At 51.8% G+C, this 26,843-nt stretch carries 20 protein-coding genes; 17 read left to right on the top strand and 3 right to left on the bottom strand.

The annotated features are described in order from the left end of the window. Nucleotides 1–132: 132 nt before the first annotated feature. A complete protein-coding gene (locus tag KZ483_RS08070; RefSeq protein WP_220352145.1) occupies nt 133–4,278 on the top strand; it encodes an OmpL47-type beta-barrel domain-containing protein in 4,146 nt (1,381 codons plus the stop codon). Between the two features lie 52 nt (nt 4,279–4,330). Here KZ483_RS08070 and KZ483_RS08075 read toward each other — a convergent pair whose 3' ends face one another. Beyond that, the gene (locus KZ483_RS08075) at nt 4,331–5,332 is read right to left on the bottom strand and encodes a YihY/virulence factor BrkB family protein (RefSeq protein WP_220352146.1); all 1,002 of its coding nucleotides are present in this window, start codon (nt 5,330–5,332) and stop codon (nt 4,331–4,333) included. Nucleotides 5,333–5,535: 203 nt separating this feature from the next. On the opposite strand from KZ483_RS08075, the gene KZ483_RS08080 reads away from it, so the two are divergent. The 6 genes from KZ483_RS08080 (at nt 5,536) to KZ483_RS08105 (ending at nt 10,806) form a co-directional block, all read left to right on the top strand. After that, entirely contained in the window at nt 5,536–6,474 is a 939-nt protein-coding gene (locus KZ483_RS08080; protein WP_220352147.1) for a hypothetical protein, read from the top strand. A 72-nt stretch (nt 6,475–6,546) separates the two neighbouring features. Beyond that, nucleotides 6,547–7,296, top strand: a complete 750-nt coding sequence (locus KZ483_RS08085; protein ID WP_220352148.1) for an ABC transporter ATP-binding protein — start codon at nt 6,547–6,549, stop codon at nt 7,294–7,296. Next, complete coding sequence (locus KZ483_RS08090) at nt 7,289–8,038, top strand: ABC transporter permease (protein WP_220352149.1); 750 nt, start codon at nt 7,289–7,291, stop codon at nt 8,036–8,038. The genes KZ483_RS08085 and KZ483_RS08090 overlap by 8 nt, the downstream gene beginning before the upstream one ends. 13 nt (nt 8,039–8,051) lie before the next feature. Continuing rightward, a complete protein-coding gene (locus KZ483_RS08095; protein ID WP_220352150.1) occupies nt 8,052–9,584 on the top strand; it encodes a sensor histidine kinase in 1,533 nt (510 codons plus the stop codon). Then, on the top strand, nt 9,562–10,260 hold the full coding sequence (locus KZ483_RS08100; RefSeq protein WP_220352151.1) for a response regulator transcription factor: 699 nt from the start codon (nt 9,562–9,564) through the stop codon (nt 10,258–10,260). Before KZ483_RS08095 ends, KZ483_RS08100 begins: the two co-directional genes overlap by 23 nt. A 147-nt stretch (nt 10,261–10,407) precedes the next feature. Beyond that, nucleotides 10,408–10,806, top strand: coding sequence for an acyl-CoA thioesterase (locus KZ483_RS08105; RefSeq protein WP_220352152.1), 399 nt, complete (start codon nt 10,408–10,410; stop codon nt 10,804–10,806). 246 nt (nt 10,807–11,052) lie between these two features. On the opposite strand, the gene KZ483_RS08110 is transcribed toward KZ483_RS08105, so the two are convergent. Continuing rightward, nucleotides 11,053–12,912, bottom strand: coding sequence for a DUF2264 domain-containing protein (locus tag KZ483_RS08110; protein ID WP_220352153.1), 1,860 nt, complete (start codon nt 12,910–12,912; stop codon nt 11,053–11,055). Nucleotides 12,913–13,148: 236 nt separating this feature from the next. Between KZ483_RS08110 and KZ483_RS08115 the strand changes: the two genes are divergently transcribed. From KZ483_RS08115 to kduD, 10 genes are all read left to right on the top strand, one after another. Further along, entirely contained in the window at nt 13,149–14,093 is a 945-nt protein-coding gene (locus tag KZ483_RS08115; RefSeq protein WP_220352154.1) for a carbohydrate ABC transporter permease, read from the top strand. A 24-nt stretch (nt 14,094–14,117) separates the two neighbouring features. Further along, on the top strand, nt 14,118–14,951 hold the full coding sequence (locus KZ483_RS08120; RefSeq protein ID WP_220352155.1) for a carbohydrate ABC transporter permease: 834 nt from the start codon (nt 14,118–14,120) through the stop codon (nt 14,949–14,951). Between the two features lie 110 nt (nt 14,952–15,061). Beyond that, nucleotides 15,062–16,423 (top strand): ABC transporter substrate-binding protein, encoded by a 1,362-nt coding sequence (locus tag KZ483_RS08125; protein WP_220352156.1) that lies wholly within the window; start codon nt 15,062–15,064, stop codon nt 16,421–16,423. Between the two features lie 109 nt (nt 16,424–16,532). Beyond that, the gene (locus KZ483_RS08130) at nt 16,533–18,299 is read left to right on the top strand and encodes a cache domain-containing sensor histidine kinase (protein WP_220352157.1); all 1,767 of its coding nucleotides are present in this window, start codon (nt 16,533–16,535) and stop codon (nt 18,297–18,299) included. Then, a complete protein-coding gene (locus tag KZ483_RS08135) occupies nt 18,292–19,890 on the top strand; it encodes a response regulator (RefSeq protein WP_220352158.1) in 1,599 nt (532 codons plus the stop codon). Before KZ483_RS08130 ends, KZ483_RS08135 begins: the two co-directional genes overlap by 8 nt. A 19-nt stretch (nt 19,891–19,909) precedes the next feature. Beyond that, the gene (locus tag KZ483_RS08140) at nt 19,910–21,868 is read left to right on the top strand and encodes a heparinase II/III family protein (RefSeq protein ID WP_220352159.1); all 1,959 of its coding nucleotides are present in this window, start codon (nt 19,910–19,912) and stop codon (nt 21,866–21,868) included. Between the two features lie 51 nt (nt 21,869–21,919). Then, nucleotides 21,920–23,068 carry a glycoside hydrolase family protein gene (locus KZ483_RS08145; RefSeq protein WP_220352160.1) on the top strand — a complete coding sequence of 383 codons (1,149 nt, stop codon included), beginning with the start codon at nt 21,920–21,922 and terminating at the stop codon, nt 23,066–23,068. A 251-nt stretch (nt 23,069–23,319) separates the two neighbouring features. Next, nucleotides 23,320–24,150, top strand: coding sequence for a 5-dehydro-4-deoxy-D-glucuronate isomerase (gene kduI, locus KZ483_RS08150; protein WP_220353329.1), 831 nt, complete (start codon nt 23,320–23,322; stop codon nt 24,148–24,150). 36 nt (nt 24,151–24,186) lie between these two features. Further along, entirely contained in the window at nt 24,187–24,960 is a 774-nt protein-coding gene (locus KZ483_RS08155; protein ID WP_220352161.1) for a DeoR/GlpR family DNA-binding transcription regulator, read from the top strand. Beyond that, nucleotides 24,957–25,712: a 2-dehydro-3-deoxy-D-gluconate 5-dehydrogenase KduD gene (gene kduD / locus KZ483_RS08160; protein WP_220352162.1), complete on the top strand. Its 756-nt coding sequence runs from the start codon at nt 24,957–24,959 to the stop codon at nt 25,710–25,712. The genes KZ483_RS08155 and kduD overlap by 4 nt, the downstream gene beginning before the upstream one ends. Before the next feature lie 52 nt (nt 25,713–25,764). Here kduD and KZ483_RS08165 read toward each other — a convergent pair whose 3' ends face one another. Beyond that, on the bottom strand, nt 25,765–26,751 hold the full coding sequence (locus KZ483_RS08165) for a tetratricopeptide repeat protein (protein ID WP_220352163.1): 987 nt from the start codon (nt 26,749–26,751) through the stop codon (nt 25,765–25,767). Between the last annotated feature and the right edge of the window lie 92 nt (nt 26,752–26,843).

Below are 26,843 nucleotides of genomic sequence, written 5' to 3' on the forward strand. Positions count from 1 at the left end.
GAGGTTATCGCGATCAAGAGCTTCAAAAAGCAAAAATCGCAGTTTCAATAATACTCGCGTTGATCTACTATAACAGCTTGTCTCGGGGCAGCGGCGGCAAAAGAGGTTGAATAAATGAGTGGAGGGATATTGTTGAAAAAGTCTTTTATAACGGTTTTGTTTACTTTTGCTCTATTCGTATTGGGGAGTACCGCCGCATACGCTTACGAAAAGATTCAGGTCGATTCCGTAGACGGAACGATCTGGGATTACAAGGATAACCGCATTTTATTCCTTGATGCTAACCAGGCGCTTAAAGTGAAAGACCAAAGCTCTGGCCAGATCACCACCATCGCCCAGGGCAAGTTGCCTATCGTTGGTTTCCTAACCCCGAAAGGGGCCATTTTCCTCGCAAAAAGCGACGGAGGGACTTCCACTGTGCTGTACGATTGGCGCGACGGCAAATTAACCGATCTAGGACAAGTTGATCCTACTCTAATCGTAAAAGGGAATTATGCTGTTTATAATGTGGGCTCGACGATCTATTTGCGGGATATAACCACAGGTGAAAGCAAGGTTGTTACGGATAATTCGGATGGGCAGGGTTACGACTTAGGCAGCAATGGAAAAGTCGTGTGGGGGGATAAAACAGACCGCCAAATCTACAGTTTTCTGAATGGTGAAACGAAACAAATCACAAACACCCCGGAAAAACAAAGTTTTTCGCCGCTTACGGACGGGTCCAGCATCGTTTTTACACGAGTACCGACTTCTGACTACGGTTACGTAGAAACGGTCGTAAACAACGATGACTTTGAGTATAACAAAGAAAAGGTTGTAGCTAATTTCCCGGTACTAACCTTGTTTCCCTACGAGGACTATGTCATAAATAATGGGTTTGTTGCGACATATGATAATGAACAGAAAAATAGTATCTATTCATTTATCCATAATGATTTATACGGTTATTCTCACAATAGGTTTACTTTCGATAGCGATCCCTTTAAATCATTTTCGTTAAGTCCGGAAGGTGCATTTCTATTTACATCCGTATCGGATAAAGTTTACTATTATAACCCCAGCAGGAGCAGAGGAGGATGTTGGAGTTGTCCGGGTCCAGTCTTGACCACAATCAATTCCAGTGCGAAAGTATATTGGTCGAAGAACATTTTTGTAGCTGAAGAAGGGATATTGAGCAGAGTATTGATCGGGGGATATGATCGGCTTCCTGTGACAAAAATTACACCGACTCCTAGTTCGGATTGGACCTCCATTACGGAATATACATTGACTGCCACGGACGACGGGTCAAGTATTCGGACGTACTGGACATATAGAACGGGTTCTGAAGTCAAAACCTACGAAGGTAACGTCATCAAAATTCCGAGAGACGGCTACTATGAAATATCGTACTACAGCAAAGATTCCGGTGGACAATCGGATTATAATCCATCATACCGTATAAGAGTGGATACCACACCGCCGGTTACGAAGTCTACCATCACGCCAATCAGCGATAATTCTACGGTTAAATTAACGGCAACCGATAACTTCTCGGGCGTAAAAGCTATCTTTTACAGGATTAATAACGGTAAATGGACACGGTATTTATCCCCACTGACACTTTCAGCTTCCGAGAAAAACACTTTGGAATTCTACAGCGAAGATATCGCCGGCAATAAAGAAAAGACCAACTCAAACGCTCCAACCGACATCACCGCCCCGACAACTGAACTGCTCGTCAATTCTGCGGCTCCCGCACCATGGTATAACACCAACGTCAGCGTGCAGTTGAAAGCCGTTGATAACGAGTCGGGTTCGGGCATAGCGAAAACCTACTATCGCATCAACGGTGGAACATTACAGCAATATTCTGCACCGTTCACCCTATCAGATGCAGGCGACTACGCGATCGAGTATTACAGCAGCGATGTCGCGGGTAACAATGAGACGGCCAAGTTTGTGACGCTCAAGATCGATAAATCAGCACCGGTCACGAAGCACACGGTTGTGCCGATAAGCGGAGGTTACTCGGTCAAACTGACTTCTACGGATAACCTTTCCTGGGTCAAGAAGACATTTTACCGCCTGAATGCAGGTGCATGGACAGCTTATTCAGCACCATTTACCGTTCCGGCTGGGCAAGCGCAAGATCTGGAGTTCTACAGCGAGGACAATGCCGGTAACAAAGAAACGGTTATCTCAATCAGGGTCGGAACCGGCGATACGACAGCCCCGACAACCACGCTGCTTGCGAACGGCGCTGCTCCTACAGCCTGGTATAACACCGAAATTAATGTCCAGTTAACTGCATCCGACGGAGAATCAGGTTCGGGCGTCGCTAAGACGTATTACCGCACCAACGGCGGAGAGTGGAAAGAGTATTCGGCTCCTTATACACTGTCGCCACCCGGCACGTACAAGGTCGAATACTACAGCAGCGACTTGGCGGGGAATAAAGAGGCTGCGAAAACAGTCACACTCGGTATCGATAAGACGGCTCCGATTACCAGCTATAAGATCACACCCGTATACGGCCATGATAAGCCGTATCGGTATATCAAGAGCCATTCCGTAACGGTCACCGCTAAAGATATTCTATCTGGTGTGAAAGCCAGTTTCTATCGGATCAACGGCGGGGCTTGGGCGAGGTATACAGCTCCATTCAATCTGCCTGGCAGTGGTAATAGGAACCTGGAATTCTACAGCGAAGATAATGCAGAAAATATGGAATCCGTCGCTAATGATGCGGATAAAACCGCTCCAACAACGGAATTGCTTGTAGGTTCGGCTGCTCCTGCCGCCTGGTATAACACCGAGATTAACGTGCAATTGAAGGCTGCCGACAACAAGCCGGGTTCCGGGGTTTCCAAGACACTCTACCGCATTAACGGCGGTGAGTGGCAGGAGTATTCGAAGCTGTTCACGCTAACAGATCCCGGAGCGTATAAAGTCGAATACTACAGCACTGATCTGGCCGGTAACATTGAAAACGCCAAATCAGCTACCGTGAGCATCGACAAAACGGCCCCGGTAACAAAATTCAGCCTCTCGCCGGTTAACGAAGGCTACACCGTAACGTTGGCGGCGACAGACGACATCTCAGGGGTCAAACAAACCTACTATCGTCTAAACCATGGAACATGGATAATGTATAGCGCTCCATTCACACTCTCTCGCACCGGGAATCAAATACTGGAGTACTACAGTGAGGATAATGCGGGCAATGAGGAACAAGCCGCCACCGCCGATACAACGGCTCCAATCACTACTTTGCTTGCGAATGCTGCCGCTCCGGTAACCTGGTATAACAAAGATATTAACGTAGAGCTCAATGCAATGGATAACGAGTCAGGTTCAGCCGCTGCCAAAACGTTCTATCGAATCAATGGCGGAGCATGGCAGGAATATGCCAAGCTATTCACGTTATCAGATGCAGGCCAGTATAAAGTGGAGTTCTACAGCATGGATCTGGCGGGTAACAAAGAGGGTACCCAATCGGTGACACTCGGAATTGACATAATCGCCCCGGTCACAAAGTACACCATTACCCCGGTATACGGCACGGATAAACCTGTCAAGTACATTAAAGGGTATACCGTAACGGTCACTGCGACCGATGAGCGGTCCGGCGTGAAGGAGACATACTACCGATTTAATCAAGGTGAGTGGACGAAGTATACTTCCCCTTTCCCCCTGCCCGTCACCCGTAATCTGACCTTGGAATTTTACAGCACCGATAACGCCGGAAATAAGGAGAGTATCACAAATGATGCAGATTTAACAGCCCCAACAACGGAATTGCTTGCTAACTCAGCCGCACCTACACCTTGGTACCATGAGAACATCAGCGTGGAGTTAAGTGCAGCTGACAACGCTTCCGGCTCTGGAGTCTCTCAAACATTCTACCGTATCAATGGCGGAGAATGGCAAGAATATTCCAAGACGTTCACCATATCAGATGCCGGCGAGTCCACAGTGGAATACTACAGCACTGACCTAGCAGGCAACATTGAGAATGCCAAAGCCGTAACCCTCCGAATTGACAAAACGGCACCCATAACGAAGTATAAGGTCGACCCGGTCTACGGCACGGATAAGCCATACCGATACATCAAAGGATACACCGTGAGCTTTACCGCTGCCGATGATTTATCGGGTGTCAAACAGACTTACTATCGACTCAATAAAGGCGAATGGACAATGTACACAACAGGAATAACCCTAACTGGAACAGGGGATCAAAATCTGGAGTTCTACAGCGAGGATAACGCCGGTAACCAAGAAGTTCATTCATAGGGATGTCGGGGCAGCTTAAGCTGCCCCCTTTTTCTGTCAAAAATAAATGAATCTATTTACCTGTATCCTTCTTGTCCCGCCTCAGAAAAGGAATCGAGAGAGAGAACTGCTTGCAGTTCATCTTCTGCTTCCCGTGCTTGCCGAAGTGGAGGGTGGCGTTGATCTCCCCGCCGAGCACCACAATGATGCTTGACAGATAGAGCCATGTCAGCAGCACAATAATACCGCCGATGCTGCCGTATGTTTTCGTATAGCTGCCGAAGTTGTTCACATAGAACGAGAAGCATATGGACGTAATGATCCATCCGAATGTAGCGAACAAGGCTCCTGGAACAACCTCGCGGAACCGCAGCCGCAGATTAGGCACAAACAGGTACAGCGCGGAAAAAACGACGATCATGACGATAATCGGCAGCGCAAATTGAGCGACGCCCCATATTATATCGATATTGCCGGGAAGATGCGTCCATCTGTACAGCATATCCCCGATCACTCTTCCGAAAATCAGCATGATAAAGCTGAATGCAATAACGAGTGCCAGAACAACGGTAAAGAAGAGCGCATACGCTTTAATCTTCCAGAAAGGACGAGTCTCGGCAGCGTCGTAAGCTTTATTCAAAGCTTTCATAACGGCGCTGACGCCGTTCGATGCCGACCATAAGGTCACAATTAACCCGAACGACAGCAGCGAGCCGTTCCGCGATTGCTGAATTTGCCGGAAAGCATCCGATATCGTCTTGGTCGACATCTCGGGCAGTACAAGGTGGATCCGATCGGTCACATCCTGCACGGTCAGATCGGCGAAGCTGAGGACCGCAATAATGAAGATGAGAAACGGGAAAAAGGACAAAACAAGGTAATAAGTCAGCTGCGCCCCCATTGCGGGCACCTCGTCATCCTGAAAACGGCAGTACAATTGCTGTGCAAAATCGATCACGCGCCCTCGCTTGCTGCTGCGTTTCCCCGAATTGGAAGCGGGACGATAGGCTTCGGGTTTGGGCGACAGAAGGACGACGTTGGACTTCGTCGTATTGGATCCCGTCGAACGGGCCATATGATTCTCCTCCTTCCATTGATTACAAGTTATTTACCCGGGGGTCTTCCGGACAAACCCGAAACCGCAATGTTGTGCGGGTTCCCTCCCCCGCGCTCATTTTATACTTTCTTTAGATTTGCTTAACGGGCGGTTTAGAGTTGGCGGTTATTCTGTTAACAGGAAGCTTCGGGAAGGAGCTTCCAGGAACAGGAGGTTAGAAAATGAAGAAGAACAAATTGAAATTCGGTATTCCGCTAGCTGCGGGAGCGGTACTGCTGCTGGTCAGCGGCTTCACCGCAAGCGCGGGCACTTCGGGGTATGAGGTGTACAAGGAAGCGCTGAAGAATAACGCCGGCGTTAAGAGCGTAACGGCCAATGTCAGCGTGTCGGTAACCGATAACGGCCAGGATCTCATCAACGCGAAAGCGAACCTCAAGCTCGACAAAGCGAGCGAAGCGGCGAGCGGCTCGCTTCAGCTCGGCGGCAGCGGAACAGAATCACGTACATTGAACGTCTATCACCAGGATGAAAAACTCATTGTCAAGAACAGCACAAGCAATGTTTATTACTCGGTTCAGCCGGAAGACGGGCAGGGACACCCACGAAGGGAGTTCAAAGCTCAAGCTGAAGGCAAAAGCGGTCCCCCTAAAGAATTGGAAAATGTCATTGATGCATTGGTCGGCAATCTGCAGCAGCAAATCGGTCTCAATCAGGCATCGGACGGCAGCAAGGAGATTTCCCTGCATTTGACCGGAAGCGAGATCCCGGCTGCAGCCAATGCCATCGGCTCGCTCATGATCAAGCATGCATCGGGTACCCATGAATCTCATGAACAACCGGGAGTGCAGAAGGACGAGGAAATCGCACGGCAATTGCTCGGCGGAGAGTGGAAGCCGCAGCTTCCGGCGCTGACGCAGGACGTTCGTATGGAATCCGTTAATATCGACGCGAGCATCGGTCAGGATAATCGGATCAAGCATCAAACCGTGGAGCTTGCGTTCGAGGGTAAGGACGCCGCCGGTAAGGTCCATGATATTACAATTACGCTGGATGCTTCATTTGAAGGCTATAACAGCACGACTCCGGACCACGTGGATTTGGCCGGGAAGCAGGTTGAAACCATCGCGCCCGAAGCCTGGGGCGGCAAGCATAGTCGATAACAATTGCAATGGCCGGACAATTCCTTTGTATTTGTCCGGCCAAACCTAATTAGGGATAGGAGGGAGTTCATAATGACCTCAAGCACAACCAATATCGCGGAAATCGACAATGTGTCCAAAGCTTATAAGAATGGCCGGGGAATACGCGATATCAGCTTTTCCATTGGCACAGGCGATATATTCGGACTCTTCGGGCCCAATGGCGCGGGAAAGACGACGCTGCTCAAAATTATGACAGGACTATGCCAAGCCGATACGGGCAGCGTCCGCTTGTTCGGCTGTTCCACGACGGATCGTTTCGAGCAGGCAATGGCGCGTGTAGGCTGTGTTATTGAGACGGCCGACGCTTACGAATATATGAGCGGTTATGCCAATTTGAAGCTGGCCGGCCGGTTTTACCGGGGGCTGCCGAGAAGCCGCATCGAAGAGGCGCTCGAATGGGTCGGCCTCAAGCCTTACGGCAAGGAGCGGGTAAGCGGGTATTCTCTGGGCATGAAGCAGCGGCTCGCACTGGCAGGCACCTTGCTATCATCGCCCGAGCTTATCATTCTGGATGAGCCGACCAACGGCCTGGATATAGAGGGCATCATCGACGTCCGGAATATTATCCTTAATCTGTCCCGCAGCAGAGGCATCGCCTTTCTCATTTCAAGCCACATGATGAGTGAGATGGAGATGATCTGCAATCGGATCGGAATTCTGTGCGGCGGGGAGTTAATCCGCGAAGGCGATGTAAGAGAGCTGCTCGCAGGCGGTGTCACGATGGAGAAGTTTTATCTATCATCCGTAGAGCAGTGGAAAGGTGGAGGTATCCATGCATAGCTTTACAGCCAATGTTCGGAATGAGCTTGAAAAATGGTGGCTGCACCGGAAGACGAAGTGGTTTCTCATGTTTATCGTCCTTATACCGGTTGCCGCTGCCCTTCTTCTTGACAATGTGCAGACGAATATCGGGATATCGGCAATCATCGGGACCGATTTTCCGCTTATTATGCTTCAATTTACAACCGTGGTCCTGCTTCCGCTCTATTTATTTATGGCGGCGGCGGATTCTTTCTCCGGTGAGGCTGCATCGCGGACACTCAAAATTGTGCTTCTCCGTCCGATCTCCCGGGCCAAAGTATTCGCTTCGAAGCTGGCGGCTCTCGCTGTTATCGCCGTCATAATATTGGCGGGGGGATGGCTCGTCTCCGTGCTGTCCGGATTGCTACTGCCCGGAAGCGGGATTGGCGGAGGCTTCCTTGATAGTATGCTCGCATACACTGCCGCGTTCTTCCCGATGCTGATCCTATGCATATTCGCCGCCCTGATCGCCCAGTTTTTCAATTCCAGCACAACAACGATTGTCGTTTGTATCGCCTTGTATGCAGCGGCGAAGCTGCTCCCTCTCTTCCTTCCGCAGGCAGCGGTCTGGTCCCCATTCGCGTATTCCGACTGGCAAGGGATGTGGATCGGCGGAGATGTCTCACCCGGCCGGCTGTTAAACGTCTTCGTCTTTCTCGTCGCATACAGTATAATAGGATACACCGCAGGGTTGTATCGATTTACCAACAGAACATTTTAACGGGAGAGCTGTTATGTCGATCCGCAAGAAATTATTGCTGTCTTACATCGCAATGATTGTCATACCCATTGTCGTATTTGTGCTGACAGCTATTCTGATAGCTTCGCTTTATTTTCATAATGCCATTTCAAGCCCGATCAACAGGCTTCTTGGCGATTTTAAGAACGTCAAGGAATTCCGGCAATCGATCGAAAATAGCTCGGAATGGATCTCCGGGCTTATATTCTTCGCCAAGCATGAGCCTCAGCGGCTTGCCGATTCCGCATTTCTGAACGGGGCTGAGCAAGAGCTGAATCCCCTTAAGCTCGGACTCATTATTACCAAAGGCGGTCATATCAGCTATATCTCAACGGATCTGACCAGCAAGGCCAAGGAAGCCGGTGCAAAGGATATTCTGGAAAAGGTCGAAACCGCTCCGATTAGCGATTACCGGGATAATCAGGTGGACATTGATGAGGTATCTTATACGCTCAGGAAACAGCCGTTTCAATTCACTGACGGCAGCGCCGGCGTACTGTATATTTTGGAGGAAGACCAGCTGTCGGACTTATTCCGTGTCGTGTTCCTGTCCATCGTCCTGTTCTTGGTATGTGTGATTGGCCTGACTAACGGGATCCTGACTCTTCTCGTTTCACGCAGCTTCATTAAACCGCTCTTTGCTCTGAAACGGGCGGCGGAGCATATTAAGGAAGGCGACCTCGGTCATGAGCTGCGGATTACGCGGAGGGACGAGATCGGTCAGCTGGGCGCTGCATTTGAAGAAATGAGAGTGCGTCTCAAGGATTCCATCCATGTGCAGCTGAAGGTCGAGGAAAACCGCAAGGAGCTTCTCTCGAACATTTCGCATGATCTCAAGACGCCTATCACCGCAATCGCGGCATGCGCGGAGGGGATGCGCGACGGTATTGCCGACACCCCGGAGAAGCAGCAGAAATATATTGAGATGATTTATTCGAAAGCCACTCATATGGATAGTTTGATTGATGAATTGTTCTTATTCTCCAAGCTCGATTTGAAACGGCTGCCGTTTCACTTCGAACAGACGGATATGGATGCATACTTGCGTTCGGTCGCGGAGGAGCTGCGGCTGCATCCTCAATATTCGGATATCTCCGTCTATTACGAGCATCCTATCGGCGGACCTGCTTTGGTGATGACTGACCGCGAGAAGCTCGGAAGAGTCATTACCAATATCGTAAACAATAGTATGAAGCACATGGATAAAAGCAAGAAGGAAATTCGTATCGTGCTGCAGGAGAGTGCCGGAAGGCAGGAAGTAACGGTGAAAATAGAAGACAACGGACGCGGAATCGAGTCTGCTGGCTTACCTTATATATTTGACCGGTTTTACAGAGCGGAGCTGTCGCGAAATACGGATACCGGAGGCAGCGGGCTTGGCCTCGCCATCGTTAAGCAGATCGTGGAGGAGCATGGCGGGAGGACGTGGGCGGAGAGCGTACCGGGCGAAGGAACGGCGATTTATTTTACGTTAAAGACTCCGCAAGGGTTCAAGGGGGAGCGTCATGAAAAAGATATTGATCATTGAGGACGATTCGGTTATTTCCGAAGTCCAGAAGGATTATCTGGAAGCAAGCGGGTATGCGGTCGAAGTTGCGGCAAGCGGCGATGCCGGACTGCAGAAAGCGATGAATGAGCCCGTTGATCTCATCATTCTCGATCTGATGCTTCCGGGCGTCGACGGGTACGAAATTTGCAAAAAGGTCCGCCAAGAGAAGAATATTCCGATCTTAATGGTCTCCGCCAAACGCGAGGAGATCGACAAAATAAGGGGATTCGGGCTCGGCGCAGACGATTTCATCATAAAGCCATTCAGTGTCGGGGAGCTTGTAGCGAGGGTAAAAGCTCATTTGGCCCGGTTTGAACGGCTGACCGCAGGCACCGGCCAGCAGCCTAATCCTAAGGATCAGATCCGCATTCGCGGCTTATTTATCGATAAGCTGCCCAGGAAAGTGTTCATTGACGACGAAGAAGCGACGCTTACGACGAAAGAATACGATCTGCTGCTGTATTTGGCGACCAATCCGAACCGGGTATTCGCCAAAGAAGAGCTCTTTGAACGAATATGGGGTCTCGATTCGCTCGGGGACCTTCCTACCGTTACGGTTCATATCAGCAAGCTGCGGGAGAAGATCGAACAGAACCCGTCGAAGCCGCAGTTTATCGAGACGGTATGGGGAGTCGGCTACCGGTTTAATATGTAATATTTCGAATGGAGAGAGCATTCGAGGCTGGATGATATCCTGCTGGAATTCTTCTTTGACAAACCGCCTCATCACGGCTAACATAAGGAATCATCTGACACCCCGGCCGGCAAGGCGGGGGAGGAGAAGGAGAAGGAAACCCGAGCTATGGAAGCGCAGCTTGAACTTATCGTTCGTTCCACGGAGATCGATGTGAACGGCCATGTGAATAATGCCAAATATCTGGAATATCTCGAATGGGGAAGAGAAGAATGGTACGAGCGAGCCGGATTCCATTATGATACTTTCCTGCAGATGGGGATTCAGACGGTGACCGTCAATATCAACATCAATTACCGCAAAGAATGCAGGCAGGGCGATCACTTAAAGGTAACCACCGTTTCCAGCAAAGCCGGCCGTTCCAGCTATGTGCTGGAGCAGCGAATCGTTAATAATCACGGTGAACTGTGCGCCGACGCCATGGTTACATGTGTGACGATGGATGACAAGTCGCGTAAGAGCCGGGAGCTGCCCAGCGGGCTGCGGGCGTTATTTCCGGAGCAATAGCAGGCTCAGTAGTGAGGTATCCGCAGTCAGGGCTCAAGAGTTCACATAGAAAAAAAGGCCGATCGCACGGTGTATAATGCTTATACTCCCGAACGATCGGCCTCTTTACCGTTTTTTAAAAACTGACCATGTTATGCAATTATTTTGACAACTTTCGCAACAAATTTTTCTTTATAATGTGGTTTAAGTTTGTTCGCAGGGTCGGATAAACGGTGCATCCGCTCGCAGATGCCCCGTCCCCTCGCACTACTTCATTAATCGATACTGCTCCGAACCATTGCAGCGGTATATCACAATTTGCTCATCCGTCACTTCGGCGGTTGGCGCCATTCCTCTGCTGACGGAATAACGGTCTGCCGAGGCTTCTCCGTACACCGCGTGGACCATCCAGCTGCGGCCGATCGGCAGAGACGCCTTGACCGTCGGTATGGCCGTGCGGTTATGGATCAGATTCGTGTTCGAGTTCGGATAAATAAGCTGGGGCTTACCTGTCCCGTAAAGCACGCGAATCCCGCTCGCGCCCCAGTCCACTTTCAGAGCTGCTTCCGCATCGCCTTCCGTCTTCTCCTGCCTGTACGAAGCGCCTGACGGACCCTCCAGCCCAAGCGCGAATCCGCCTTCAGCCGCATCCAGCACACGCTCGGAATCGACGCAGTGGATCCGGACATGCCAAGGGGTTCCCGGCAGCAGCCACGTACGGACCGTGACGTTGGTCCACGGCTTCCATTCGGCATACACCACGGAACCGTCGACCGCAATTGTCTCGCACTTCCGCTTGACCCTGTACAGATTATCACCCTCGCATAACGCAAGCGTCGAATCAAAGGCGCCCTGCGCGAGTCCCCACTCTGCTCGCGGCACACTGAAGCCGAACACATTCGAATAGACGAACTTCTCGTACTTTGCCGAGGTGTGCGTGTGCTCGTTGGACGAAAGATGACCGGAATTGAAGGCCAGCACATGTCTGCTGTCTTCTTCCCGGCAGATGACCAGATGGGGCGGCTTTTGAACCGATTTCGTCGTAAGGCGAGGCAGCGGCAGCTCCTCGGCGGTCCAGAACGGATGATCCGCATGAAGCGCGAGAGGCAGGAATGATTTCATCGCCCAGTAAGCAGAGCCGGGAGCGTTGTAGTTCTCCGCCATGACCAGGTTCGGATATGTGTAGCCGACCGACAGTGTGCCGTCGGGGCGGAAGATCGGCTGCCGGAACCACCAGCGCAGATTGCGGAGCAGCAGCCCTTTCATCACGCCCATTGGGAATGGCTCTATGCCGGCGTACACCGCAGCACTCCAGAAAGCCGATTGCGCGAACCGGTAGGCAAGGCTTCTTCCATAGGGAAGTGCGGAACCATCCGCGGAGAACCAGTGGATAAAGTCCCGGGCGAACTGTACTGCCCGGTCTTTATATTGCTGCGCCCGGACCGGATCGGCCTTTTCCATTTGCTTGGCATAGAACAGTCCGTAATAATGGATAGCGAAAGGACCGTAATAATCGCAATGTCCGTTCAAGCCGTCGGCATACCAGCCGTCCGATAAGTAATAGGTGTCAAGCTCGTCCAGACATTCGTTCATTCGTGTCTGATTAAAGGGCATCCCGACATTCTTCAAGCCCAGGTTGACCAGGACGAGGAAGAACAGCCAATTGCAGCCCCAGATCTTTTTGTCGTTTATCTGACTGAGCCACGAGGTGAGATTGCCCCGTTCCTGCTCCGTGAGCGGCTCCCAAATATGCCCCGGGATCAGGCACAATGCAACCCCCAGCGCGGCCATTTCAACCATGCGTTGATCGTAGTCGTTCAAATCTCCCCAATATTCCTCATGCTCGGGATTCGTTCCATTTCTGATTCCGGCCAGTTGCTCATCCCAAAGCTCGGATGTACCGCCTCCCGCCATTAACGGGACGAGCCCCCACAGCACTCTTGAGAACGTCTCGAAGCCGGCCGTTGCGGGCGGGTATGCGGCTCCGGCGTCCTTCAAGTCGATTCTCGCCCGGCCCGGACTGTAATAGGGCCGCAGCGGGCCGCAGATCTCGGTGAACGCCCGCTCCAGTTCGCCGCGAGTCTGCAGCGGGTTCCGGCTGGCTGGATGAAGAGCCTCAGGTAACATTGACATTTCTCCTTCATTAATAAGTTTCTCAAACATGCTTAGCTCTCTTTAGTTTATAGGAGAGACAGAATGAGCGGTAGAAACAATTTTATATCTTTTGAAACGATTTTATCTATCTGCTCCGAACAAAAAACTCATAATTATTTCGAAAACGAAAAAATAGTGGCATGCATTTTCAGCCGTTTTTTTTTACACTTACGAATGTCAAATCTAACTTAAGGAGAGGGGGGCCGCATATGAGCCAATATGCTGCGTCTGATTACTATACCGCAGAGAAGACGCCTGCAGGAAAAAAACGTATCCGGCATCAGACCAGGGAAACGTGGATGGGGTATTTGTTTGTCGGGCCGATGCTCCTCGGACTTGGCGTCTTTACCGTACTGCCGATTCTGGCGACGATCTTCCTCAGCCTCACGGATTGGAATTTCGTATCGGGAATCGACAAGATCAAGCTGATCGGCCTGGATAACTTCGTGCAGCTGTTCAAGGATCCAATCTTCCTGCAATCGATGAAAAACAACTTTATCCTGCTCGCGGTGATCCCTGTCACGATGATCATTGCGCTCTTGCTTGCGATTGTGATCGACAAGCATGTGTATATGAAGGGATTTTTCAAGGTCGTCTATTTCATGCCTTACATCTCGAGTATTGTGGCGGTCGCTGTCGTCTACCAAGTGCTGTTCCAGCCGTCGTTCGGCCCGGTCAATCAGTTCTTAATGTCCATAGGTATCGACAGTCCGCCGAAATGGCTGGCTGATACGAAGTTTGCGCTTGTCTCGGTCATGATGATTCAGGTATGGGTCAGTATCGGCTTTTATCTGATTATCTACCTTGCGGGGCTGCAGAACATTTCCAAGGACTTGTATGAGGCAGCCGATATCGACGGGGCAACGGGTTGGCGCAAGCTCATCTCGATCACGGTTCCGATGCTTTCACCGACTTCGTTCTTCCTGCTGGTTACCGGTATTATAGGTACGTTCCGGATATTCGATCTGATCTCGGTGCTGACATCCGGCGGACCGGCGAATTCGACTTCGGTGCTGGTCTACTATCTGTATGAATCGGCGTTTATCAATCTCAAGACAGGTTACGCATCAGCCATGGGCATCATATTGCTTCTGGTAACCCTCATCATTACGCTGCTTCAGTGGGCTGCGCAGAAGCGCTGGGTCAATTATTAATACGGAAGGGAGAATCTGTATAACATGTCAAATGCGCTGAATCCCGTTAAATTGCTCCTGACCGTTATCATGTTTATACTTGGACTAGCCTTTCTGCTGCCGTTCTTCTGGATGCTGTCTACCTCGTTCAAGGTTGAAGCGGATGTATTCAAATTTCCAATCGAATGGATTCCTAAGACGTGGAATGCGGTCAATAATTATTCGGAGGTTTGGAACGGGCAATATCCTTTTGCGGTCTATTATTGGAACACGATCAAGGTGACGGTTGTTACGACCATTACATCCGTGCTGTTCTCCAGCATGGCGGCTTACGGCTTTTCCAAAGTGAATTTCAAGGGCAAGGATGTCTTGTTTATCGCGGTTCTCGTAACTTATATGGTTCCTCAGCAGGCAATTCTCGTTCCGCAATTTATTCTATACCGCTGGCTGGGCTTGTTTGACAGCCATATCGGACTGATCCTGCTCGGCAGCTTCAGCGTCCTGGGTACGTTCATGCTCCGCCAGTTTTTTATGAGTATCCATAATGAATTCATCGAATCGGCCAAAATAGACGGTGCCAGCCATATCCGCATCTTCGCGGGCATCGCTTTCCCGCTGGTTCGTCCGGCCATTGCGACTTATGCCATTCTCCGGTTCATCTGGACCTGGAACGACTATCAGAATGCGCTCGTCTTCATTCGGTCCGATCATATGTATACGCTGCAGCTGGCGATCCGCAAATTCGCGGACGCATACAGCCAGCATTATTCGCTCATTATGGCCGGAGCAGTCTCCGCCATTATACCGCTGCTTATTATATTCATCCTGGGCCAGAAGCAGGTTATCGAGGGTATTGCCGTCGGCGGGGTCAAGGGATAAACAGAAAAAATATTTTCGCAATAGAAAAATGTGTTTGATGCGGGAATCGCTTGTCGAATGTTACCATTTGCTCTGTAAGCGTTTCACCTAAGATAAAGGGAGGCAATAAAATGAAAAAAAAGTTGAGTGCAATCGCGCTTAGCATGGTTCTGCTCGGTGGCCTGCTCGCCGGATGCGGCAGCGGCAAGGAAAGCGGCACGCAGCAGACCGGTAATTCCACTGCAGGCGGCGCAGCAGAGGAAAAGCCTGAGGAACAAGTCACACTGAAGTTCTACCACTGGTACGATGATAGTATCGAGAAGTTCGATATGCTGTTCGCCGAGTTCAATAAGAAATATCCCAACATTAAAGTGGAATCCGTCGTAGGCGCCATCAACGACGCGAATGAAACGATGAAGAAGATTGACCTGGCAGCCGCTTCCGGCGAAACGATAGACGTTATGGCCCTGAACTCACCTACTAATTACGCGCAGCGCGCTTCAATCGGACTCCTTGAGCCGCTCAACGATTATTTGACGAAAGACGGTGTCGACTATAACGCCGAATTCAAGTCGGACACGTCCATTGACGGCAAATACTATGCGCTTCCGGGCAAATTAAACCAGTACTTCGTGTTGCTGAACAAAGACCAGCTGGATGAAGCGGGATTGCCTGTTCCGAAGCAGTGGACGTGGGACGAGTACCTCGACTACGCCAAGAAGCTGACGAAGGGCGAGGGCGCTCAGAAGCGGTACGGCACATACTTCCATACCTGGGCAGACTACGAAATGCTTCCACTGATGGGGCAGCCCGAGAACAACAACCTTATCAAGACGGACGGGACGCCGAACGTTGAGGGCGACTTGTTCCGCCAGGGCTTCATACTGCGTGAACGCGCAATGAAGGAAGGCTCGGCGGTCCCATACGAGGATACGATCAGCCAGAAGCTTCATTACCGCAACGTATTCATGAACGGTCAGGCAAGCATGATCGAAATCGGTTCCTGGATGATTCCGGAAGCCGCGGGCAACGGACCGATCAAGCAGACGTTCAAAACGGCATTCGCACCGTACCCTACGGCTAAAGCGGGCGATCCGATAGCAAGCAAGACGGACGGCGACTTCCTCGCAATTGCCGCAAGCTCCAAACATAAGGAAGCCGCGTATACCTTCATCAAGTGGATGGCCACCGAAGGAATGGTTCTTCAGGGCAAGTACCTTTCATCCTGGAAAAAGGCCGATATGAACAAGGTGATCGATTCGCTTACTTCCGGTGAGAATGCCGAGAAGCTTATCGATAAGGATTCGCTGAAGCATGTGCTTGAAGTGACGAAGCCGGCGAAGATGTATATTCCCGTTCCATATCAGGCTGAACTGGAGAAGGCGCTCCACACGGAAGTAGAAAAGATGCTCCTGGGCAGCCAGGATGTCGAAACCTCAATCAGCAATGCGAAGAAAAACATTCTGAACCTGATTGAAGCCAATAAAAAATAATAGGGACGACTGCAGAAGCAAGGACCTGTGAACAGGTCCTTGCTTCCCGGTTTACGGCTGTAGCCGGATACACTACAATGGAAGGACACAAGCAGCAGGAGGACGGCATATGAGGGACTGGATGAAGGAAATATCATTGCGGAATCTAATAATCGTAACCTCGCTCTTGTGTCTGATCGCCCCGCTTGCCGTCTCGCTGTTAATCGGCAGCATTTTCTCGAACAATCTGATCAGGAAGCAGGCGACCATGAATGCAAATGAATCGCTGAAGCTGATCCGGTCTCAATTGATCAACGAGGTCGAGAGCATGTTTAAGATAGCCAACAGTATCGAATTCGACGCGGAAATTGCCCCGTATTTAAAAAGCCCGCTTTATTATACGACTAATTCGACCGTTTCGATTGTTACGTCGACGCTGGGAAATCTGACGAATAACACGACAGGCGTATTCGTCACCCTACTTACGAAGGACGGCCGCTTCTTTACCAATTACCTGCTTTACGATGGCTTTAATCCGCTGCAATTTACGAAGGAGCCCTGGTTCGGACGATTGAATTCGCTTGCCGCTTATGAGAATTATTGGCTCGGACTGATGCCGACTTATTTGGACGTCGTGAAGCAGCGGGATCCGTACGTCATTTCATTCGCCAGGACGATCAGTACGGCTAAGCGTCCGTATGCATATGTAATCATCAGCATTTCGGAGAACCGGGTCCGCTCGCTGTTTGCCAATTATACCGAACAGAACATCATGCTCCTTGATAAGAGCGGCACGGTGATCTCGGGCAGTGAGCATTTGGGCGAGCGCTTCCCGTATTATGAGAAGCTTCAAGAGGGAAGCGGGAATCCGATCGTAGAGATCGGCGGGATCAATTATTTGTATGTGCTGGAGAAGCTTCCATTCGACGATTGGACGCTGGTCAGCCTGATGCCCTACGAGAATGCAACCGAAGAAGTCAACCGGATCTACAAGATGAACTTTCTTCTGCAGATCGGCTTCGTTGCATTATTTCTCGTAGTACTTGTGCTGCTGCTTCGCCGCTTCACCCATCCGATTATACGGCTCGGCAAAGTTGCTTCCAGCATCGAAAGCGGCAATATGTCCATTCGTTCGGAGGTCAGAGGGTCTAATGAGATCGGCAGGCTGGGCCGTTCGTTCGATCATATGCTGGATCGTATCGAGGAGATGATCGAGCAGATCAAGCGGGAGCAGGAGCAAGCCCGGAAATCGGAGCTTTCCATGCTGCAGGCTCAGATTAGCCCTCATTTTTTGTTCAACATCTTAAACTCCATCCGGATGCGGATTCAGCTGAAGGGCGACCGGGAGAATGCGGATTTGATCAGTTCATTGTCGCAGCTGCTCCGTATGACGATTCAGCGGCAGGACAAGATGGTTACACTCCGTGAGGAAGTTACGATTGTAACGAAATATATCGAGCTGATGAATTCGACGATGAGGGAGCCGATCAGCTACCAGCTGGACATCAGGGAAGAGACGGAGTATGAGCTGGTCCCCCGATTCCTGCTGCAGCCGATCATCGAGAATGCTTTGATACACGGGTTGAACCGAAGCTCGGGCACGATCTACATCGGATCGGAGCTCCATGCGGAGCGGCTTCATCTTCTGGTTCGCGATAACGGTAGAGGCATGACGCAGGAGGAGCTTGAACGCTTGAGAACCAAGCTTGACGAGAGCAAGCGGGGACCGGTTGCCGAGTCGGCGGGCGGGTTGTCCGGTATCGGAATAACGAACGTATACAGTCGGCTGCATATGCTGTTCGGCAGCTTATGCGCGATGACGATAGAGAGCGAGCCCGGCAGAGGAACGACCGTGTATCTCTCCATTCCACTATTGAGGGGGCATGAACTTGATTAAGGTACTGCTTGCAGACGACCATTACCCCGTTCTTGAATTTCTCGCGCAATCGGTGGCATGGAAGGAACTCGGCATGGAAGTCGTCGCGTTATGCTCGGACGGAGAGGAAGCGCTTGCTCAGTGCAAAGCGCATCATCCGGATATTCTCATAACCGATATCGGAATGCCGCGGATGGATGGCCTGGCGCTGACAGAAGCGCTGCGAGATGAGGGCGGGGATGTCGAAGTCATCATTCTGTCTTGTCTTGATGAGTTTCAATACGCACAGAGAGCGGTCAAGCTCGGTGTGCAGGATTACCTGCTCAAGGAATCGCTTCAGCCGGAGGAGCTGACAGAGGTGCTTCGGAGGCTTACGGACCGGATTAAGACCCGGCACGGGGTTCGCCTCAAGAACGATGAGCTGATTCGTGTACTGGATCGGAATACTCCCTCCATCAAGGCCGAATTCATACGGAATACGATCAGCAATCCCATCATCAACGAGCACAAATGGCTGTCGGAGCTGAGGGAATTCGGTATTGAAGCTGTGACGCAGCCGGTCATGCCGGTGCTGCTCTATCCAAACCGATACCTGGAGCTGAAGGAGAGATTCCGAACGGAGGAGCTATTTTCGTATGCGGTCGATAACGTGATCACCGAGATGATTGACAAACCGGGGGCGGGAGCGAGCTTCCGGTACAGCACCAAGCAAACGTTCCTTCTGTTCCCGTTCGTCAAGAGCCTGAAGGTCAATCCATACGAAGGAATCCGTGCTAATCTTAACGCGCTGTTCAAGACGTTCCAGCGGCTTGGGATCACGATGTCCGCAATGACATGCGAGCCTGCCTCCAACTTGTCGGAGTTGAAGATGAACCTGATGACGCTGGCATCGGCCTTCGATCAGCGCTTCTATGCTTCGGAAGAAAGCATTTACAAATGGATCCCGTTCCAAACCTCGAAAACCAACATCTTCTTTCATTACCAGAAAGCATTAGACGATTTCAGGCAGCTGATTGCGCTTGAATCGGGCGATTATCAATTGGTGGTGAAGGAATGGATGCAGCTGCTGCGCGACGAACGGTTTCCGGTCGATTCGGTGCGTGCGTGGGTTCTCAAGCTGATGATGGATATAGAACTGAAGCTCAGCTCGCTCTCGCATTTTCATGACCGCCAAACGGTGAAGCCGTTGTATGACAGCCTTACGCATGTGGAATCGCTATCCGAGATCGAGCGGTTTCTTAATGAGTTTCTGCAGGAGAAGATCAGGCATGCAGGCACGATCAAGCACGTCTCGCAGCGCCAGGAGATCTATGAGGCCAAAAAGTATGTCTCCGCGCGGCTTCATGAGAAGATCAGCATGGAGGATGCCGCTCAAATTCTGCATATGAATCCGAGCCATTTCAGCCGGATATTCAAGCAGGAGACGGGAGAAACCTTCATCGAATACGTTACCAGAGTAAAGATGGAAAGGGCGAAGGAATCGCTCGATCGCACGGACAAAACAGTCGAGCAGATCTCGGAGTCGCTCGGATATGACAATACGAGCTATTTCATCAAGCTGTTTAAAGCATTCAGCGGTTATTCCCCGAAGGATTACCGTGTGCAGAAATAACGTTTGGGGAGTGGGAGCCATGGAAGCGGTGCGGCTGCAATCCGTATTGGAGCAAGCGGGGAGAGACTGGGATGGGCTGACGGGCGAGACCGCAGGGGAGCGGCTGCGAAGGATGGCTTCATCTCTGGCGGAAGCGGGAACGGAAGACCGTGCGGAAGACAACGCGGGGTCGGAAGTAAATATTGGCGGTGAGCTGATGGAGGAGATACGCCGGTATGCGCAGCGGCATATCGGCGAGCCGATTCCACAAACGACGTATTCGCTGTTCCGGAAGTTCGGGGATACGGGCTCGAGGCTCGAGTTCGAGCGCGTCTACTTCGAACGCCGGAGACGGCTGAATGCGTTTGCCATTATGGCTATGGCGGAGCAGCAGCGGGGCGATTACCTGAACGGCTTTATCGACCTGCTGTGGGCAATCTGCGATGAGCATACATGGTGCTTGCCTGCGCATGTGGGCGACCGCACGGAATCAACCGGCCTCGGCGCCGCCGAGTCGGCAACCGGGCATGAGTGGCTGGTGGAACGAATGCGCGATACGACTATCGATTTGTTCGCGGCCGAGACCGCATTTGCTCTGGCGGAAATCACCGCAATGACGGCCGGGCAGCTTCCGGAAGCCGTAACGCGGCGCGTACGCAGCGAGATATACCGGCGGGTGCTGTGGCCTTATGTGAACGGCGGGCCATTCGGTTGGGAAACGGCTACGCACAATTGGGCCGCCGTATGCGCCGGCTCGGTCGGAGCTGCGGCGATCTACCTCATCCAGGATGAGCGTGAACTCTCTGTGATACTGGCCAAGGCGCTTGGTTCGACCGAGTGTTATTTAAGCGGTTTCGAAGATGACGGTGCGTGTAAGGAAGGTTTGGGGTATTGGAACTACGGCTTCGGATTTTTCGTCTATTTCGCCGATCTTCTAAAGCGGCGGACACGTGGTGCGGTTGACTTGTTCCGCAGCGACAAGGTCCATAGTATCGCGCTGTTTCAGCAGAAATGCTTCCTAAGCGGAAGCGCGGTAGCGAATTTCTCGGATTCGATCGCGCATATTCGCATCCATATGGGCATTACGCATTATTTGAACGGCATTTATACGGATGTCGAGATCCCGGACCGGTCGCTGCGTTCACGGTTTGAAGACGATCATTGCGGCCGCTGGGCGCCTGCGGTCCGCAGCTTGCTGTGGCTGAGGGAGCCAGGAGAGTCGGGGCAGGCCGAAGAGTCTCCGGAGCGGGGTTCTTCCGGAACGCTTTGGGCGGATTCCGCGAACTATCTGCCAGATGCTCAGTGGCTCGTATCGCGATACCGCGGCTACGGCTTCGCGGTTAAGGGCGGCGACAATGACGAGCCTCACAATCATAATGACATCGGCCACTTTATGCTGCATGCCGACGGGACAGGCTGCCTGATTGACTTGGGCTGCGGCGAATATACGAAGGACTATTTCGGGGAGAAGCGTTATGCGTACGATTGCAACGGCTCGCAAGGGCACTCAGTGCCGATAGTTGACGGCGGCATGCAGCTTCCCGGAAAATCATACCGGGCTAAGGGCGTTATAGTTGACCTCAGCGAGGATGTCGACCGGTTCGAGCTGGATATGGCCGAGGCGTATGGGAGCTCCTGCTTGATCAGTCTCAGAAGAAGGCTCGAGTGGCATAAGTCGGATATTCCGGAACTTCGGCTCACTGACGATTATGTGTTTGCCGGGAAGCCCGAGTCGGTTATCGAGCGGTTTATATCAGCTCACGAGGTTCTCCGGGCCGGGCGGGGAACGCTCGTAGTGCAAGGCAGCAGGAAGCTTATGATTTTTTATGATGAGCATCAATGGGTACCGGCGATAGAGGCTGCTGCGTACCGGGATCATTTCGGAGCAGAGCAGGTTTATTACCGCATTGATTTTCGCTGCAAGCCGGATAAACTTGAGTTAGGGCTATCCGGGACATTCCGGTTCAGCTTCAAGGGAGGAACCTTGCACGGCCGCTAGCGGGGCCATAGCCGTTTATTCTTGGCTGTCGAACAGCACAAAACTTAGGAGATGGAGTTGATCGGTGTGTCGGTTGCGGTCAGTCTGGAATGGGTAAACGAAGCATGGAGACGAACGTTGGAGAAGGTGGGCCGAACGAGCGGCAGAATCGGATCGGGCTTTCCTCATGCCTCGAACGGAGGCGCCTATCGGCTTGAAGAGCCGCATTGGTGGACGGCGGGCTTCTGGCCAGGGCTGCTGTGGCATCTGTACCGTGAGAGCGGCGACGGAAGGTTCAAGATGCTGGCCGAGCAGTGCGAGGAGCGGCTCGATGATGTGCTTAACGGTTTCGAGCGGCTCGATCACGATCTGGGCTTTATGTGGTCGCTGACGAGCGTAGCCAGATTCAAGCTGCTCGGCGAGAGCAGCTCCAGGCGCCGCGCACTGGCTGCAGCGAGCCATCTTGCGGGTCGGTTCAACCTGAAGGGGAACTACATCCGGGCTTGGAATTCATGGCGCGAGGGGGATGACAACCGCGGGCTTGCGATCATCGACTGTACGATGAATTTGCCGCTTCTGTTCTGGGCGTCCGAGGTAACCGGAGATCCAAGGTTCAAGCACGTCGCCGCGGCGCATGCGGAGACGGTGCTGACGCACTTCATCCGGCCGGACGGATCGGTGTACCATATCGTGACGTTCGATCCGTTTACGGGGGAGCGTACCGGAGCTTTGGGCGGCCAAGGGTTTGCCGAGGAGTCTGCATGGTCAAGGGGTGCGGCTTGGGCGATCTACGGCTTGGCGTTATGCTTCCAGTATACCGGTGAGCGCAAATTTCTCGATGCTGCGAAGCGGGTCGCCCATTTCTTCATAGCGAATCTGCCCGAGGATCATGTTCCGCTGTGGGACTTCCGCCTGTCGCCGGAGGCCGGGCAGTTCCGCGACAGCTCGGCAGGCGCATGCGCCGCATGCGGCCTGCTGCTGATTGGCGAGCTGGCTGAGCCGGCCGAGTCAGCGCTCTATCGCGACGCCGGCATTCGCATCGTCCGCTCGCTTTATGAGAATTACGGAGCATGGGACGATCCTAATGAGGAAGGGCTTGTGCTGCATGGTACAAGCCATTATCCGGAGGGCCGTAACATCGACGTGCCGCTGATTTACGGCGATTATTTCTTCGTTGAAGCTTTGGCGAAGCTGAGGGGCAACCCCGTATCGTTCTGGTGAGATTCATCATACTGTCAGCCCGGTGCTATGCAGCTCCGGGCTGTTTCTTGTACATTTTGAGGAACCCTGCCCTTCTTTCCAAGGGGGTGCGTAATCATTCTGATCCGACAAAGTGTCAAAAGGCTCCGGGCGGGCGAAAATTAGCCGAAATAAAGATATATTTTATTTCTCTTCCTTTTCCCGGCCTAGTTATACTATAATGATAAAAAACGAACCAAAACAAACATTTTAGGAGGAAATCAATAATGGGAATCGAAGTTCGTCACACCACGCACCCTGATGATTTTAAGAAGTACGACACGGAAGCTTTAAGAAAGCATTTTCTCATTGAAACCTTGTTTGAACAAGACCGCATTCATATGACATACAGCCATTACGACAGGATGATTATCGGCGGGGCCATGCCAACTGAGCAGGCGCTGAAGCTTGAGGCGGCCGACACGCTGAAGACCGAATATTTCTTCGAACGCCGCGAAGCGGGCTTCGTCAATATCGGAGGGACAGCGGTTATTACCGTTGACGGCGAAACACACACGCTCGCCCGGCTCGACGCTCTTTATGTAGGTAAAGGAACGAAGGAGCTTACGCTCGCCAGCGCCGACGCATCCAATCCGGCGAAGATTTATTTCTGCTCTGCAAATGCGCATGCACAGCTTCCGACCAGCAAGATGGCGATTGACAAAGCCAATCCGCTCCATCTCGGCTCGATTGAAACGTCCAATGAGCGGACCATTTACCAGTTCATACACGAGGGCGGTCTGCAAAGCTGCCAGCTTATGCTCGGCATTACGATTCTGAAGACCGGCAGCATCTGGAATACGATGCCTGCTCACGTGCACGATCGGCGGATGGAAGCTTATCTATACTTCGATCTTAATGCGGACGCACGTGTTATCCATCTTATGGGGCAGCCGGAAGAAACCCGCCATCTTGTCGTAGCCAACGAGCAAGCGATCATCTCTCCGCCTTGGTCCGTACACTCGGGCGCAGGCACGTCCAACTATTCCTTCATTTGGTCGATGGCAGGGGAGAATTACACGTTTAAAGATATGGACATCGTTTCGCTGAACGATTTGAAATAAGCGGCTCAACATGAATTAGCTTGGGAGGACGGAACAATGCTGGCCGTAACGAGGCAACGGAAGATCATCGATACTCTGCAGCAAACCGGCGCCGTGAAGGTCTCCGAGCTTAGCGCAATGCTGCAGGTCACCGAGAAAACGATTCGCGACGATCTGGAGAAGCTTGAAGGCAAAGGACTGCTGAGAAGAACGCACGGCGGCGCTGTTCCGCTCGAACCGAGCGACGAGAATATTTATCCGCTTGTATACCCGAACAACAAGCTGGAGGAAGCCAAGGAAGCGATTGCCGCATCTGCCGTGAAACAGATCGAGGCAGGGGATATCATTGCGCTGGACGGCGGCAGCACGACGCTGCAAATTGCGAAGCAGCTGGGCAATATGCCTTTGACCGTTGTTACGAACGACGTAATGATCATACGGGAGCTTGCACTCCTTGACCAAATCCGGCTCGTGGTGCCCGGCGGTTACAGGCATCTCAATCTGCTTCTGCATCCGGAATCGCTTGAATGGGTAAGCAGGATGAACATTCACAAATTTTTTCTTTCCACAACGGGGATCCATACGGAATACGGGCTCAGCGTCTTTACGCCAGAGCTCGCTCCGATCAAGCGGATGTTCATTGAAACGTCGAAGAAGGTCATCTGCGTTGCGGATCACAGCAAGTTCGACAAAGGCGCTTTGTTTACATTCGCAGCCCTGGGTGAAGTTGAAACTTTTATTACCGACCATGAGCTTGGCAGCTCGGTCGTAAAGCGGTATAAAGCGTTAAACGCGCACATTCAACAGGCGGACAGGAGTGGGAGTAAGTGAGTTTATTTGATCTAACCGGTAAAACGGCGCTTGTAACCGGAGCCTCACGCGGCATCGGCAAGGCGATCGCGCTGGGTCTTGCTGAAGCGGGAGCGGATGTCGCGCTCGTGACAAATCAGAGCAGTCCGGCGGACATCGTGCAGGCAATCGCGGCGCTGGGCCGGAAGTCCATCGTAATCAAAGCGGATCTATCGGATGAGAGCAAGCTTCCGGGCATTATCGGGCAAACGGTCGAAGCGTTCGGCAAAATCGACATTCTCGTTAATAATTCAGGCATTATCCGGAGAACCCCGGCCGCAGATCACGCATCCTCCGATTGGCATGATGTGATCAATCTCAATTTGAATTCGGTGTTCTTTCTGTGCCAGCTGGCAGGAAGAGAAATGATCAAGCAGGGATCGGGCAAAATCATCAATATCGCATCGATGCTTTCTTTCCAGGGCGGGATCAACGTTCCCGGCTATACGGCAAGCAAGCACGCGGTAGCAGGCGTCACCAAAGCGCTCGCGAACGAATGGGCTTCCAAAGGCGTTCAAGTGAACGCTATAGCCCCCGGCTACATCGAAACTGACAATACCGAACAGCTGAGAGCGGATCCCGATAGAAGCAAATCCATTCTGGATCGGATTCCGGCAGGTCGCTGGGGAAGGCCGGAAGACTTGAAGGGGCCTGTCGTCATGCTCTCCTCGGCGGCTTCGGATTATATGAACGGCCATGTGCTGTGCGTGGACGGCGGCTGGATGAACCGTTAATCTCATAACAGTAGAGTGCCCCCGGAAGTTTCCCGGGAGGCACTCTTTCATTTTAAGGCGCAGCAAGGCGCTCCAGCCGCTCATTGGCTCTGGCTATGCTCATGGGCAGCCGTAATTCTTGGGCAATGTCGAGAGCTTTTTCATAATTGGCTTTCGCTTGTTTTTCCTCTTTTCGGTCAACCTGCATATCTCCAAGGCTGATCAGAGCGCTGGCGAGAGCACGCTTATAGCCCATCTCTTCGGCAAGGACATAAGCCCTCTGCGTATGAATGAGAGCATTGGCCTCATCACCCAGCTTGATATAAATATCGCTAAGCAGTAGATGATCCAAAGGAAGGTAAGGCCTGAAGCCCGATTCTTCGCGCAACGATAAAGCTTCCAATGCATAGGACAGTGCCTGATTCAAATTTCCTTTCATGACAGCATAGTAGGCAAAATGACGGGCAGGTTCCGTCTTTTCATTTAGATGGCCGTATTGATCCGCGATTTCCCAAGCTTTCTTATAGTATTCCACAGCCGTATCACCCTGCTGCCGACGCTCATAAACATTGCCGATGAGAAAGTTTGATTCGCTGATTCCTCTCGTATCGTCTAACGCCTTCCTGTGTTCCAAAGCCTGCAGCTGACAGGCTAGCGCTTCATCGTAATTCTGCTGAGAATCAGCCGCTGCCATGCTGTTGTTCAGCGTTACAAAATAGTGGGCCGCTCCGAGTAAACTGAGCGCGTCCGCTATGCCTCGTCGATCATCAATCTCCTCGGCAATCCGCTTGGCTTTCGTAATAACCGAAAACATACCGTCAGCGTCCTGGTTGGTATAAACATACTCGATGACCAGAATCTTTCCATATTGAAGCAGAAGCTTTAGAAGAAGCCGTTTCCCGCTCCCTTCAACCAGCTGCAAGGAATGATGAAGAAGACTCCGGGCATCGGCCGCTTTACCAAGTGCGTGATAAACTCCTGCAATCTTGCAGATCGAATCGACTGCTATCGTATAGTATCGATCGAGCTCTGCATAAGCATCCTCTGATGATCGCATCATATTTCGTTCTCCTTTCACCTGCCGAAAAGTCGTTTATAATGGAATTCTAGGGTTCACAGCCCGTGAATCAATAATCAATCCAGCGCTCTTGT

The sequence above is a fragment of the Paenibacillus sp. sptzw28 genome, from assembly GCF_019550795.1.
Classification (GTDB): Bacteria; Bacillota; Bacilli; order Paenibacillales; family Paenibacillaceae; genus Paenibacillus_Z.